The organism is Dactylosporangium sp. CA-139066 (genome assembly GCF_050936175.1).
In the GTDB taxonomy this organism is placed as follows: domain Bacteria; phylum Actinomycetota; class Actinomycetes; order Mycobacteriales; family Micromonosporaceae; genus Dactylosporangium.
On sequence record NZ_JBNJNH010000001.1, the window covers coordinates 5,355,616 to 5,368,194 of the forward strand.

Sequence of the window (12,579 nt, forward strand, 5' to 3'; positions counted from 1 at the left end):
GGTCGCGGTGAGCAGCGCCGGGCCCGAGGCCATCCGGGCGTTGTCAGGCGTAGGCGTGCGTGGCGACCGCGCGCTCGACGCCCTCCTCGATGGTGACCGCCGTGCGGTGGTACAGGTTCAGGCGCGTCGGGTCGCCCACGCGGTACATCACGCCGGTCGGCTTGTCCGGGCGGGGCTCGAACGTCGGGCGGTACCCGGACGCCTCGCACGCCAGCGCCGCCAGCTCCAGCATCGACAGCCCGCGGCCGGTGCACAGGTTGACCGGGCGGCGCTCGTCGGCCTCGACGACGGCGAAGATGCCGGCGATGACGTCGTCGATGTGGATCCAGTCTCGCACCTGCGTGCCCGGGCCCCACACGACGAACGGGTCCTCGCGGCGGCGGGCGCGCTCCAGGATGGCGCGGAACGGGTACGTCTCGTCCTGGTCCTCGCCGTAGCCGGACATGGGGCGGAACACGTGGACCGGCACGCCGACGTCGGCGGCGGCGCGGGCCAGGTGCTCCCCGGTGATTTTGGCCCAGCCGTAGCGGGAGTCGGGGCGCCCGAGCGTCACGCCGCCGAAGGAGATGTCGTCCTCGGCGAGCAGCCGGCTGTCCGGGCCGCCGTCCTGCAGGCCGATGGGGTACGCGGCGCTGGAGGAGAAGTAGAGGACCCGGCGCTGGCCCGTGCGGTACGCCCAGTCGAACATGCCGGCGTCCAGCTCCAGGTTCTTGGCCAGCAGCCGGGGCTCGCCGTCGATCGCGGCGCGGCCGCCGACGTGGTAGGCGCAGTGCACCACCAGGTCGTAGCGCGGGGCGTCGTCGTCGCGGAACAGCTCCAGCGCGTCGCGGCCGGTGGCGAGGTCCCAGCCGTCGACCTCGTAGCCGCGGTGTTCCAGCTCGCGCACCATGTGCCGGCCGACGAAGCCCGCCGAGCCCGTGACCAGCGCGCGCTTCATACCCGCACCTCCCGCAGCGCGCGGACCCGCTCGACGTCGGCGGCGAAGTGCTCCGCCTGGTACGCCTTGTAGGTCACCTCGTCGGCGTTGTAGACGGCCGGGGCGTTGACGCGGCGGTACCCTTCGTCGACGTTGCCCTTGCCCGCGAGGGGGTGGAGGTGCTCGACGACGGCGTCCGGCACGTACCGCAGGCAGCCGGCCCGGGTGCCGAGGTCGCGCCAGAAGTTGTCGACGTACAGGTGCACCAGCTTCGGCGGGGCCATGTAGCCCAGCTCCCGCACGATGTCGGCGCTCATCGCGGCCTGGGTGGGCAGCTTCTGGCCCTGCAGCAGGTCGTCGCCGTACACGATGCCGGAGCCCAGGTCGCGCAGCTCGTCGACGTAGCGGCGGTCCCAGCCCGGGGTGCGCGGCCGGTGGTCGTCGCCCATGAACCCGATCGCGAACGGGTTGACGTGCTCGAGCATCGCGGTGGCGGCCAGGTTCAGCGCCTCGACCATGGTGCGGCTGGGGGTGCTGAAGACGCCGTACGTGCGCTCCCGGAACGCGTCCCAGGCGCCCGCGGGGGCGTGGACGGCGCTGACGACCTCGAGGCCGAGCGGCTCGGCGTAGCGGGCCCCGGACGGGTCGCTGTCGTCGACGACGATCGCGAGCAGCGTGTCGGCGGTGCAGGTCGCGGTGAACGCCTCCACCAGCTCGTGCGCGGTCTGCGGGCGGTCCCGGGTGGGTACCACGGTTACCAGGTCGATCACGACCCACCTCCATGCGTTGTGGTTGTCAGGGCGACCACCCCGGGGGCGATCTCGCGCAGCTCCTCGAGCACCTGCGCCTCCTGCTCGTCGGGCATCGCGCCGAGGGCCTCGGACAGCAGCGGCAGCGCCTCGACCGTGCCGAAGCGCTCCATCGCCACCGCCGCGGCCAGCGCCCGGTCGCGCGGCGTGCGGTCGGGGTGCTCGGCGATGCGCAGCAGGGCGCAGTGCCGGTTCATGCCACGCCCGAAAGGATTGGCGCTGCGCAGCCGCACCGACCATGCGTGCGCGCGGTGCAGCGGCAGCAGGCCGCCGATCTGCGCGGCCGCGCCGAGGACGCCGGCCGCCTCGTCGGGGATGGCCCACAGGGCCTCGAGCATCTCGTCGGCGAGGTCGGCCGGGGCCGCGCCGATGAGCTGGTACAGCGCCCGCCGCCGCTCGGCCGGCACCAGCTCGACGACCTCGGCCAGGCCGGATCCGTCGGCGGACAGCGCCTCGGCCGTCTCGGCGAGGGTCAGCGGCAGCAGCCCGGCGCGCAGGCACTCGCGCAGCCTGGCGGCCGCCTCTGCCGGCCGTTCCAGCAGGAACAGGCTCTTGATCTCGATCTCGGCGAGCTGGTCGCGGTACGCGGACGGAGGCCCGCCGGGCAGCGGCCGCGCCGGCAGCCGGTGTACCGCGTCGATGGCCGCCGGGAAGTCACCCTCGGCGAAGCGGATCCGCGCCTCCCACTCGTCGGGGCCGAAGGGCGTCGCCGAGCGCAGCCGCAGCTCGCCGAGCACCCGGTTGGCCTCGTCGAGCTGCCCCATCGGGATGAGGGCGTTCATGAGTGATTTCAGCGCCAGCTCGTACACCCCGCCGCGCAGGTCGCCGTCGATGATCTCGCGGCACAGGCGCGCCGCGGCCGGGTAGTTGCCGGCGGCGATGGCCGCGTGGGCGCGGTCGAGCTGGGTGGCGGCGACGGCGTCGAGCTCGGCGGCCGACCGCCCGGCGTTGCGCAGGTTCCCGGCCGGTGCGCCGCCCGGGTGGAGCATCTCCAGCAGGTCCAGGACGGCCGAGGTGGAGACCGGCTCCCCGCTGACGCGGTCCACGGCCAGTTCGTGGCGGCGGCCGGTGTACCGCACCCGCTGCCGCTTGAAGAGGCGCAGCGCGAACGCGGGTACGGCGGCGGCCCGCTCCTCGGCGCGGACCGGCAGCAGGATCGCCTCGGTGTTGGTGAACAGCAGCCGGCCGCGCACCGCCATCGGGTCGCCGGCGGCGGTCTCGTCCGGGTCGATGCAGAGCGCCCACTCGCCGGTCGCCGCGGTCAGCGCCCGGGTGCGCGCGGCGCCGAAGTCGCCGTCGAACCGCCCCGCGACCACGGTGGCGCCCAGCGCCTCGGCGCGTTCGCGGGTGCGGTCGGACGATCCGAGGTCGTACACCAGGATTTCGTCGGCGAAGGGCTGTACCGACCGCAGACAGCCCTCGATCGTGGCCTCGTCGTCGCGCGTGAGCACGACCGCGGAGAGGAACGGGCCGTGGCGGGCGGCGAGCGCGTGCACCGTGCAGCGCGGGGAGCGCAGGTGCGCCACCAGCGACTCGTGCGCCACGACGATGCGGCCCCGCTCGGCGAGCCGCGCAAACGGCAGCTCGGCGTCGGGGCCGCCGGCGGTTGCCAGGGCTTCCCGGCGTACGGCGACGCAGACCGCGCCGAGCCGCTCGACGGCGCTGACCCGCCCCCGGTGCTGGTGGCGCCAGTGCCGCGCAAACTCCTTGAGCGCGTCGCGGGTACGCAGCGCGTGGGACGGCAGGTGCGCCTCCTGCGGCCCGAACGTGCGGTCGCACCGCGGCCCGGCCGCGACCACCTCGGCGTCGCCGAACACCTCGGCGATCGGGTCGAGCCAGTGCGGGGTGAGCAGGACGTCGCCGTCGAGCAGCACGACGACCGGGTGCCTGGTCGCGTCGAGCCCGGCGGTCCAGGCGTCGGCCGCCCGGCCCGTGTCGTGCGGCACGATCGTGAGCCACTGCTCGGGCTCGGCCACGGTGAGCAGGTCCGGCCGGTCGCCCGGCACGACGCAGGCGACCTCGTCACGCTGATCGCGGCTGACCCGCAGCGAATCCAGGCAGTCGCGGAAGATGTCGGCGGTGCCGCTCGCGACGACGACGACGGAGACTGGGGCTCGGCTCACGCCGGGCTGATCGGCAGCCCGGACGGCATCCTGAGCGCAACGTCAGAGCAACCCCGCAACGCCCTCCATGACGGTACCCACCGTGGCGGGCCGGCGGCCGAGCAGCCGGTCGAGGGCCGGGTCGATGACCGCGAACTCGCCGTTGCGGGCGGCGACGAACATCCCGAGCAGCATGTTCGCCTGCTCGGCGGGCACGCCGTGCGCGATCGTCGCGGCCACCCACTCCTCGTCGCCGGCGACCACGCGCCGGATCGGCCGCCCGGTGCGGACGCTGAGCAGCGCCGCGACGGTGGTCAGGTCGAGCGCCTCGGCCGCGGTCAGCGGCGGCGTCGGCCCGTCGAACCCGGCGGCGTCGTCGTCGGCCAGCACGCGGGCCGCCGCCTCGGCGAGGTCGGCGTGCGTCGTCCAGGACACGGGCCCGTCGGCCGGCGCGAGGAGCTCGCCGGTCTGCAGCGCCCCGCCGATCAGGTGCGGGACGGTGCTGGCGTAGAAGCCGTTGCGCAGCGCGACGTACGGGACGCCGGTGCTCTGCAGGTGCCGCTCGGTCGCCGCGTGGTCGGGCATCGGCGCGAACGCGGATGCCGGGTTGGCCGCCTGATGACTGGTGTACAGGATGCGCCCCGCCCCCGCCTTGGCGGCCGCGTCGATGGCGGCGGCGTGCCGCGCGACGGCGGCCTCGCCGATCTGGTCGACGGAGACGACGAGCACGCGCTCGGCCCCGTCGAACGCCTCGGCCAGCGTCTCGGGCTCCGCGAAGTCCCCGCGCCGCACCCGCACCCCGCGCGCCGCGAGGTCGCCCGCCTTGCCGGGGTCGCGCACGCTGACCCCGACCCGCTCGGCCGGCACCAGCTCGAGCAGCTTCTCGACGACCTGCCGCCCGAGCTGCCCGGTCCCGCCGGAAACGATGATCATGACCACTCCTCGTACCGCTGTTATTAACGTCGTTAGCAACAACGGTAGCACCCCTGCGTTATCGTTGGAAGCGTGGCGGAGGAGCGGCGCGAGCGGACCCGGTCGAGCATCGTCGAGGTGGCCGCGCGGCTGCTGCGCGAGCAGGGCGCGGCGGCGGTGACCACGCGCGCGGTCGCGCAGGCGGCCGGCATGCAGGCCCCGACCATCTACCGCTTCTTCGAGGACAAGGACGCCCTGCTCGACGCGGTGGCCGAGCACGTCCTAGCGACCTACGTGACGCAGAAGGCGGGCACGGAGCCGGTCGACGACCCGGTCGCCGACCTGCGCGCCGGCTGGGCGGCGCACATCGCGTTCGGCCTGGCCAACGCGGCGCTGTTCGGCCTGCTCACCGACCCGGCCCGGGGCGGCCGCTCGCCGGCCGCGGACGCCGGCCTGCAGGTGCTGCGCGCGCGGGTGCACCGGGTGGCCGCGACCGGCCGCCTGCGGGTGCCGGAGCCGCGCGCGGTGGCCGTCATCCACGCCGCCGGCATCGGCACGGTGCTGACGCTGCTGTCCTCGCCGCCGGCCGAGCGCGACCCGGGCCTGCCGGACGCGATGTGGGACTCGGTGCAGCGCACGATCCTGGCCGACGCCCCGCCGCTGCCCGCCGCCGATCCACTGTCGACGGTGAACGCCTTCCTCGCGGTGGCCCCGGCCCTGCCGATGATCACCCCGGCCGAGCGCGCCCTGCTGACCGAGTGGCTGTCCCGCCCCACGCCGTCGTAGCCGTCATGGACCGGCGGGAGCTCGCGCCGCCCCCGCCGGCCACCCTCACCATCCCGGTCGTCGAGAGCTGCCGGAACCCCCGTCATGAACGGCGAATCCGCCGTTGCCGGTCTCCGTCAGCTCTGCCGCAGCGCCGGCATCGGGATCGGGATCTGGTAGGCGGTGGCGCCGGCGCCCATGCCGCCCTCGCAGGTGTTCGGCGGGACGGTGCCGATGCCGCGCGTGGAGGGCCGTTCGGCCGCCCAGAACATGTAGCCGAGCAGCCCGGCCGTGGTGCCCGCGCCGTTGGGCGCCGCGGACTGCACGAACGTGCCGGTGGAGCGCTGCAGCGACGAGGCGAAGGCGTTGCACTCCGGCAGGACCTTGCTGCCGCTGGCGACGTACAGCCCGGCGGTGAACTTGGCCGGGGCCAGCGGCGGCACCGGCGGCGCGTACGACGACTTGCCGTCGATGTGCTCCTGCCAGCTCGCGGTCGCCGCGCTGGCCGACGGCTGCCGCGCCGGCACCATCGCGTTGGCGTAGTCCAGGACCGGCCGGTCGGTGCGCAGCCAGTCGGCGGTGGCCTTGCGGTTGAGGGCGATGAGGTAGCGGTCGCCGGCGGCCACGTCGATGGTCAGCCGCGCCGCGGGGTTGGCGCCGGTCGCGTCGTAGGGCAGCGCCGCGCGGTACGCGTCGATGAACGCCTGCAGCCCGGTGAGGTTCGGGCTGGTGTTCTCCTCGTAGTCGATCTCGATGCCGACGCCCAGCCGCTGCGCGACGGCGGCGGCGTTGCGGCCGAGCTGCGCGGCGTTCTCGGCGAGGGCGGAGTTCCAGGCGTCGGTGTAGGTGATGCCGCCGATCGAGAGCATCACGCGGACGCCGCGGCCGGTGAAGTAGCCGACGATGTCCGGCGTCATGCCCCGCGGGACGCCCGCGACGGTGGTCGCGTCGTTGCTCAGGTGCAGCAGCTTGAGGGGCTCCACGAAGCTCAGCACGACGACGTTGACGGACGGCCGGCCGTCGCCGCGGTCCACCAGCCAGTGGTTCTGGGAGTCGAAGTCGGCCACCGTCCGCGTGGCGCCCCAGGTGCAGGCGTCGTTACTGCAGTGCCAGGCGCCATAGATCTGCATCGGGGTCACCGCGGCGGCCGCCGGACCGGCGGGCGCGACGAGGACGGCGGCGAACAGGGCAAGCGCAGCAAGGATTCGGCGCATCGGAGGACTCCCTCGGCCGCACGACCATCGATTAGGAAACAAGCCTAAACAATTGATCGACGGCTGCAATGGCGCCGCCCGGAGCGATTTGTGGCCCAGAACCGTTACACCGGCCCGCGGATCTCCATCGCGGCCACCAGCCCGCCGCGGAGGCGGCGGAACGGGTCACGTGTAGGCGGCCTCGGCGGCCCGCCGCGCCGGCGCACCGGTCCACCGGCCAGCCGCCGGCTGGTGGGGCCGCCGGCGTGACCCGCGTCAGCCGGTCGCGTGCAGGGACGCCAGCAGCTGCAGGCGGTCCGCGTCGGGGGAGCCGGGCTCGGCGGTGAAGACCAGCATGACCGGGCCCGGGTTGCCGGGCAGGGGGTACGTGTCCCAGTCCAGGTCGATGTCGCCGACCTCGGGGATGCGGAACGTCTTCGTGCCGCTGACCGTCGCGCGCACGTCGTGCCGGGCCCACAGCCGGCGGAACTCGGCGCTGCGGATGCTCAGCTCGCCGACGATCGCGGTGGCGCGCGGATGGGTCGGGTCGGTGGCGACGGCGGCGCGCATCATGCCGATGTAGTCCAGCGCCTGGCTCTCCCAGTCCGGGCAGGTCCGCGAGCGGGTCAGCGTGTCGTCGAACATCAGCAGGAGCATGTTGAGGCGGTCGGGCGCGTGCGCGGCCGGGGAGCCGAGCAGCACCTCCGCCATCCGGTTCCAGGCGAGCACGTCGAGGTGGCGGCCGAGCACGACCGCGGGGGTGTCCAGCACCGCCAGCAGCCGCCGGGTGCTGTCCGGGACCCGCTCCGGGGCGCGCTCCACCCGGGCCGGCATCGGGCGGCGGGCCGCGTGGGCCAGGGTGAACAGGTGGCGGCGTTCCTCGGCGTCCAGGGCGAGGGCGGCGGCGAGCGCGTCCAGGACGTTGTCCGACGGGTGTACCTCCCGGCCCTGCTCCATCCGCTGGTAGTAGTCGGTGCTCAGGCCGGCCAGCAGGGCCAGCTCGTCGCGGCGCAGGCCGGTGACCTTGCGCCGGCCGCCCGGCTCCAGGCCGACGTCGCGCGGGTGCAGCCGGCCGCGCCGGGCGCGCAGGAAGTCGCCGAGCTCACGGGCGTACGGATGGGTCATGCCGCAAGTGTGCCGCGTTCCGGCGCGGCCTGGGTGGGCCCCGCGGACCTACCCAGCCGGTTCGCGGCGCTCGTAGCGTCGGCGCCCAAGCGCAGCCGAGACCCTCAGGAGCAGCAGATGACCGGATGGACCGCCGCGAACATCCCGGACCAGCGCGGCCGTACCGCCGTGGTGACCGGCGCCAACTCGGGCCTCGGCCTGGTGACCGCGACCGAGCTGGCCCGCCACGGCGCCCACGTGGTGCTCGCCGTGCGCAACACCGCGGCCGGCGCCGAGGCGGCCCGCCGGATCGGCGGGGACGTGGAGGTGCGGGAGCTGGACCTGGCCTCCCTGGACTCGGTACGCGCCTTCGCCGCGAAGCTGGCCGCCGACCTCCCCGCGATCGACCTGCTCGTCAACAACGCCGGCGCGGTCCTGCTCGGCCGGCGACGGGTCTGCGCCGACGGCTTCGAGCTGCACCTGGCCACCAACATGCTCGGCCACTTCGCGCTGACCGGGCTGCTGCTGGACCGGCTGGCCGCGGCCGCGGCGCCCCGGGTGGTCAGCCTCAGCTCGGTCACCCACCGTGGCGCGCATCTCGACTTCGACGACCTCATGTTCGAGCGCGACTTCCGGGCCTCGGCCGCCTACGGCCGCTCCAAGCTGGCCACCACGATCTTCGGCGTGGAGCTGGACCGCCGGCTGCGGGCCGCCGGGTCGCCGGTCGTCAGCGTGCTGGCCCACCCGGGCATCACCCGCACCAACCTGACGCCGCGGGCGTGGGAGGACCGCGGCCGGTCGGGGCGGGTGATCGCGTGGCTCGGCCTGCTGTTCACGCAGTCGCTGGAGCAGGGCACGTTGCCGCAGCTGCGGGCGGCGACCGACCCCGGCGTGCGGGGCGGGCAGTTCTTCGGGCCGGCCCGGCTCGGGGAGACGCGGGGGCCGGTCGCCGAGGCGCGGCTCAGCCGGGAGGCGGCCGATCCGGCGGCCGGCCGGCGGCTCTGGGCGGCGGCCGAGGAACTGACCGGCGTCCGGTACCTCTAGACAAGCGGCACGGCGAGGCGGTCGCGCAGCTCGTCGAGTGAGGTGCCGAACGTCTCGGCGACCCGAACGCCGCCGGGCGTGATGTGGAAGACGGCGTGCTCGGTGTACACGCGCGCGACGCAGGCCAGGCCGGTCAGCGGGTACGTGCACGCCGGGACCAGCTTGGGGGCGCCCTCGCGCGTGAAGAGGGTCATCATGACGTACACCTGCTTCGCCCCGATCGCGAGATCCATCGCGCCGCCGACGGCCGGGACGGCGCCCGGCTCGCCGGTGTGCCAGTTGGCCAGGTCGCCGGCCGCGGAGACCTGGAAGGCGCCGAGGACGCACACGTCGAGGTGGCCGCCGCGCATCATGGCGAACGAGTCCGCGTGGTGGAAGTAGGCGGCGCCGGGCAGCTCCGTGACCGGCTGCTTGCCGGCGTTGATGAGGTCCTGGTCCTCCTCGGCGGCGCTCGCCGGCGGCGGGCCCATGCCGAGCATGCCGTTCTCGGTGTGCAGCACGATGCCGCGCTCCGGTGCCAGGTGCGCGGCCACCGTCGTCGGCTGGCCGATGCCGAGGTTGACGTAGGCGCCGTCGGGGATGTCGCGGGCCACGATCCGGGCCATCTCGTCGCGGGTCAGCGTCATCGGGCGACCTCCACGAGCCGGTCCACGTAGATGCCCGGCGTCACGACCGACTCCGGGTCGAGCCCGCCCGGCTCGAGGACGCGGCCGACCTCCGCGACGGTCAGGGCCGCGGCCGTGGCCATGACCGGGCCGAAGTTGCGGGCGGTCTTGCGGTACACCAGGTTGCCCATCCGATCGCCCGCGTGCGCCTTGATCAGGGCGACGTCGCCACGGATCGGGTATTCGAGCACGTAGTCACGCCCGTCGATGCGGCGGGTTTCCTTGCCCTCGGCCAGCGGGGTGCCGGCGCCGGTCGGGCAGTAGAAGGCCCCGATGCCGGCCCCGGCGGCGCGCAGGCGCTCGGCGAGAGTGCCCTGCGGTACCACCTCCAGCTCGATCCGGCCGGCGCGGTAGAGCCCGTCGAAGACGTACGAGTCGGACTGCCGCGGGAACGAGCAGATCACCTTGCGCACGCGGCCGGCGGCGAGCAGCGCGGCCAGGCCCGTGTCGCCGTTGCCGGCGTTGTTGGACACGACGGTGAGCTCGCCCGCGCCGTGCGCGATGAGCGCGTCGATGAGCGTGACCGGCATGCCGGCGAGGCCGAACCCGCCGACGAGCACGGTGTCGCCGTCGCGGACCGCCGAGACGGCCTCGGCGGCGGTGCACACCCGGGCGGTCACGGCGCGGCCCGCCCGAAGTGCTCGGCGATGAGCGCGGCGACGGCGCCGGGCCGCTCGGCCGGGGCCTGGTGGGCGGCGCGGTCCAGGACGTGCAGCCGGCCGCGGCGCACGCCCCGGGCGATGAGCGACAGGCCCTCGGGCGGGGTCACGGCGTCGTCGGCGCCGGCGACGGCGAGGACCGGCGCGGCGATCCCGGCCAGCCGGGGCCGCGCGTCGAAGCCGGCGAGCGCCTCACACGCCAGAGCGTAGCTGCCGGGGTCGGCGGCGCGCAGGGCGGCGACGAGCGCGGCGGCCGCCGCCGGGTCGCGGCCGGTGAAGCCGGGGGAGAACCAGCGGGCGGGCGCGGCGTCGGCCAGCGGGCCGAGGCCCCCGGCGCGCACGGCGGCGGCGCGCTCGTGCCAGGCGGCGGGCTCGCCGATGCGGGCGCCGGTGCACAGCAGCACCGCGGCGCCGACCCGGCCGGGGGCGTCGAGCAGCAGCTGGAGGCCGACCGCGCCGCCGATGGAGTCCCCGGCGTACCACACCGGCTCCCCGGGGCGGATCCGCTCGGCCAGGTCGATGACCGCGCGGGCCAGCCCGGCGATCCCGAACGGCACCGCCGTGGGGGCGCTGCGGCCGTGGCCCGGTAGGTCCCAGCCCACGACGTGGAAGCGGTCGGCGAGCCGCTCGGCGCAGGCGGTCCACAGCGCCTCGGCCGAGGTGCCGAGCGAGGGCCCGGCGAGCAGCAGCGGTCGGCCGGGGTCGCCGGCGAGGGGCGTCGCGGCCAGCTCGAGCGCGCTCATCGGCGCAGATCCGGCAAGCTTGAGGCTCGCCGCGCCAGCTCCAGGAAGACGGTCTCGTCCTCGCCCTGCAGGCGCACGTCGAAGCGCAGGCCGGGCTCGTCGGGGACCGCGAGGAGGGTGTGGCGGCGCTGCGGCGGCAGGCTCGCCAGCAGCGGGTCGGCGGCCAGCACGTCCGGGGCGGCCGGCAGGTAGGCCCGCGTGAACAGGCGGTCGGTGAGGCCGCGGGCGAACACGGTGAGCGCGAAGAACGGCGCGCCGGGCCGCAGCGTGGAGAACCAGTAGCGGCCGGCCGGGTCGGTGCCGGCCCGGCCCCAGCCGGTGAACGTCCAGCCGTCGCGGCGCAGCGAGCCGGGCTCGCGGGGCACCCGGCCGTCGGGGGCGGCCTGCCACAGCTCGATCAGGGCGTCCGGCACCGGGTCGCCGGCGCCGTCCAGGACGCGCCCGTGCAGGCGCACCGCGTCGCGATGGGTGGCCGGGACGAGCTCGTTGCCGCCGGTGTACGGCAGGCCGAGGTGGAAGAAGGGGCCGACCGTCTGGCCCGGGGTGGCGTTCACGCGCCCTCCTCGAACGGGGTCCGGCGGGCGCCGGTCAGCACGATGTCCCAGCGGAAGCCGAGGCTGAGCTCGGGGGCGGTCAGGTCGTGGTCGTAGGCGGCGACCAGCCGCTGCCGGGCGAGGGGGTCGGTGATCGACTGGTAGATCGGGTCCAGGGCGAACAGGGGGTCGCCCGGGAAGTACATCTGCGTGACCAGGCGCTGCGACAACTGCGTGCCGAACAGCGAGAAGTGGATGTGCGCGGGCCGCCACGCGTTGTGGTGGTTGCGCCACGGGTACGGGCCGGGCTTGATCGTGGTGAACCGGTAGCTGCCGTCGGCGCCGGTCAGGCAGCGGCCGGCGCCGGTGAAGTGCGGGTCGAGCGGCGCCGGGTGCCGGTCGCGCTGGTGCCGGTAGCGCCCGGCGGCGTTGGCCTGCCAGATCTCGACGAGCTGGTGGGCGACCGGCCGGCCGTCGCCGTCGAGGACCCGGCCCGTCACCACGATCCGCTCGCCGATCGGCTCGCCGGGGTGCTGGATGGTGAGGTCGGCCTCGTCGTCGGCGACGTCCTGCGGGCCGAACACCGGCGCCCACAGCTCGACGCCCTCCGGGTCCACCGGGTGCGGGCGGTGCCGCGGGTGGCGGAGCACGCTGCTGCGGTACGGCGCGTAGTCCAGCCGCGGCTGCGCCCCGCCGGGCTCGGCCCGGGCGGCGGCGATCTCGGCGGAGATGTCGGCCTGCGACGGCAAGTTGGTCACGTCCCGAACGGTAGGCGCGACGGGGCCCGGAGGCGACGGTTACCTTCCGTTGGGTGGAAAGCAGTCGGGCGAGCGTGACCTCCCGGGCGCTGGCGCTGCTGGGCGCGTTCGACGGCGAGCACCGGCGGCTGACGCTGAGCGACCTGGCGCGCCGGGCCGGGCTGCCGCTCGCGACCGCGCACCGGCTCGCCGGCGAGCCGCCGGTGCGCGGCCCGGACGGCGAGGTGATCGCCGCGCTCGGCCTCGTGGTGCCCGACCTGCGCCGCCAGCAGCCCCGCCTGGTGTCGGCGCTGCGGGTCACGGCCCAGGGCATCGGGCGGACGATCTTCCACTGAGCAGAAGGCGCCCCTTGTCGCGCACGGCCGGCAGCCGGTCG

14 protein-coding genes are annotated in these 12,579 nt (G+C 75.4%); 3 read left to right on the plus strand and 11 right to left on the minus strand.

Features of this window, described 5'->3' with window-relative positions; genetic code table 11:
• Positions 1 to 43 precede the first annotated feature (43 nt).
• The 4 genes from ACQEVU_RS24550 to ACQEVU_RS24565 are packed head-to-tail and all read right to left on the minus strand — an operon-like array spanning position 44 to position 4,760.
• Complete coding sequence (locus tag ACQEVU_RS24550; RefSeq protein ID WP_433327337.1) at positions 44 to 937, minus strand: NAD-dependent epimerase/dehydratase family protein; 894 nt, start codon at positions 935 to 937, stop codon at positions 44 to 46.
• Positions 934 to 1,686, minus strand: a complete 753-nt coding sequence (locus tag ACQEVU_RS24555) for a glycosyltransferase family 2 protein (RefSeq protein ID WP_433327339.1) — start codon at positions 1,684 to 1,686, stop codon at positions 934 to 936. Before ACQEVU_RS24555 ends, ACQEVU_RS24550 begins: the two co-directional genes overlap by 4 nt.
• Positions 1,683 to 3,848, minus strand: coding sequence for a glycosyltransferase (locus tag ACQEVU_RS24560; protein ID WP_433327341.1), 2,166 nt, complete (start codon positions 3,846 to 3,848; stop codon positions 1,683 to 1,685). Before ACQEVU_RS24560 ends, ACQEVU_RS24555 begins: the two co-directional genes overlap by 4 nt.
• 42 nt (positions 3,849 to 3,890) lie before the next feature.
• A complete protein-coding gene (locus tag ACQEVU_RS24565; protein WP_433327343.1) occupies positions 3,891 to 4,760 on the minus strand; it encodes an NAD(P)H-binding protein in 870 nt (289 codons plus the stop codon).
• A gap of 72 nt (positions 4,761 to 4,832) precedes the next feature.
• On the opposite strand from ACQEVU_RS24565, the gene ACQEVU_RS24570 reads away from it, so the two are divergent.
• On the plus strand, positions 4,833 to 5,525 hold the full coding sequence (locus tag ACQEVU_RS24570) for a TetR/AcrR family transcriptional regulator (RefSeq protein WP_433327345.1): 693 nt from the start codon (positions 4,833 to 4,835) through the stop codon (positions 5,523 to 5,525).
• A 116-nt stretch (positions 5,526 to 5,641) separates the two neighbouring features.
• Here the strand turns inward: ACQEVU_RS24570 and ACQEVU_RS24575 are convergent, their stop codons facing one another.
• On the minus strand, positions 5,642 to 6,718 hold the full coding sequence (locus ACQEVU_RS24575) for a hypothetical protein (protein ID WP_433327347.1): 1,077 nt from the start codon (positions 6,716 to 6,718) through the stop codon (positions 5,642 to 5,644).
• A gap of 255 nt (positions 6,719 to 6,973) precedes the next feature.
• Positions 6,974 to 7,822, minus strand: coding sequence for a helix-turn-helix transcriptional regulator (locus tag ACQEVU_RS24580; protein WP_433327349.1), 849 nt, complete (start codon positions 7,820 to 7,822; stop codon positions 6,974 to 6,976).
• 117 nt (positions 7,823 to 7,939) lie between these two features.
• Here ACQEVU_RS24580 and ACQEVU_RS24585 point away from each other — a divergent pair, with 117 nt between their 5' ends.
• Positions 7,940 to 8,845 (plus strand): oxidoreductase, encoded by a 906-nt coding sequence (locus ACQEVU_RS24585; RefSeq protein WP_433327351.1) that lies wholly within the window; start codon positions 7,940 to 7,942, stop codon positions 8,843 to 8,845.
• Here the strand turns inward: ACQEVU_RS24585 and ACQEVU_RS24590 are convergent.
• The 5 genes from ACQEVU_RS24590 to pcaH are packed head-to-tail and all read right to left on the minus strand — an operon-like array spanning position 8,842 to position 12,203.
• On the minus strand, positions 8,842 to 9,471 hold the full coding sequence (locus ACQEVU_RS24590; protein WP_433327353.1) for a 3-oxoacid CoA-transferase subunit B: 630 nt from the start codon (positions 9,469 to 9,471) through the stop codon (positions 8,842 to 8,844). The two genes, ACQEVU_RS24585 and ACQEVU_RS24590, sit on opposite strands and share 4 nt — an antisense overlap.
• A complete protein-coding gene (locus tag ACQEVU_RS24595; RefSeq protein WP_433327355.1) occupies positions 9,468 to 10,130 on the minus strand; it encodes a 3-oxoacid CoA-transferase subunit A in 663 nt (220 codons plus the stop codon). The genes ACQEVU_RS24590 and ACQEVU_RS24595 overlap by 4 nt, the downstream gene beginning before the upstream one ends.
• Positions 10,127 to 10,912, minus strand: a complete 786-nt coding sequence (locus tag ACQEVU_RS24600; protein WP_433327357.1) for an alpha/beta fold hydrolase — start codon at positions 10,910 to 10,912, stop codon at positions 10,127 to 10,129. The genes ACQEVU_RS24595 and ACQEVU_RS24600 overlap by 4 nt, the downstream gene beginning before the upstream one ends.
• Positions 10,909 to 11,466 (minus strand): protocatechuate 3,4-dioxygenase subunit alpha, encoded by a 558-nt coding sequence (pcaG, locus tag ACQEVU_RS24605; RefSeq protein WP_433327359.1) that lies wholly within the window; start codon positions 11,464 to 11,466, stop codon positions 10,909 to 10,911. Before pcaG ends, ACQEVU_RS24600 begins: the two co-directional genes overlap by 4 nt.
• Entirely contained in the window at positions 11,463 to 12,203 is a 741-nt protein-coding gene (gene pcaH, locus ACQEVU_RS24610; RefSeq protein ID WP_433327361.1) for a protocatechuate 3,4-dioxygenase subunit beta, read from the minus strand. The genes pcaG and pcaH overlap by 4 nt, the downstream gene beginning before the upstream one ends.
• A gap of 53 nt (positions 12,204 to 12,256) precedes the next feature.
• On the opposite strand from pcaH, the gene ACQEVU_RS24615 reads away from it, so the two are divergent.
• Positions 12,257 to 12,538, plus strand: a complete 282-nt coding sequence (locus ACQEVU_RS24615; protein ID WP_433327363.1) for a helix-turn-helix domain-containing protein — start codon at positions 12,257 to 12,259, stop codon at positions 12,536 to 12,538.
• The last annotated feature ends 41 nt before the right edge of the window (positions 12,539 to 12,579 follow it).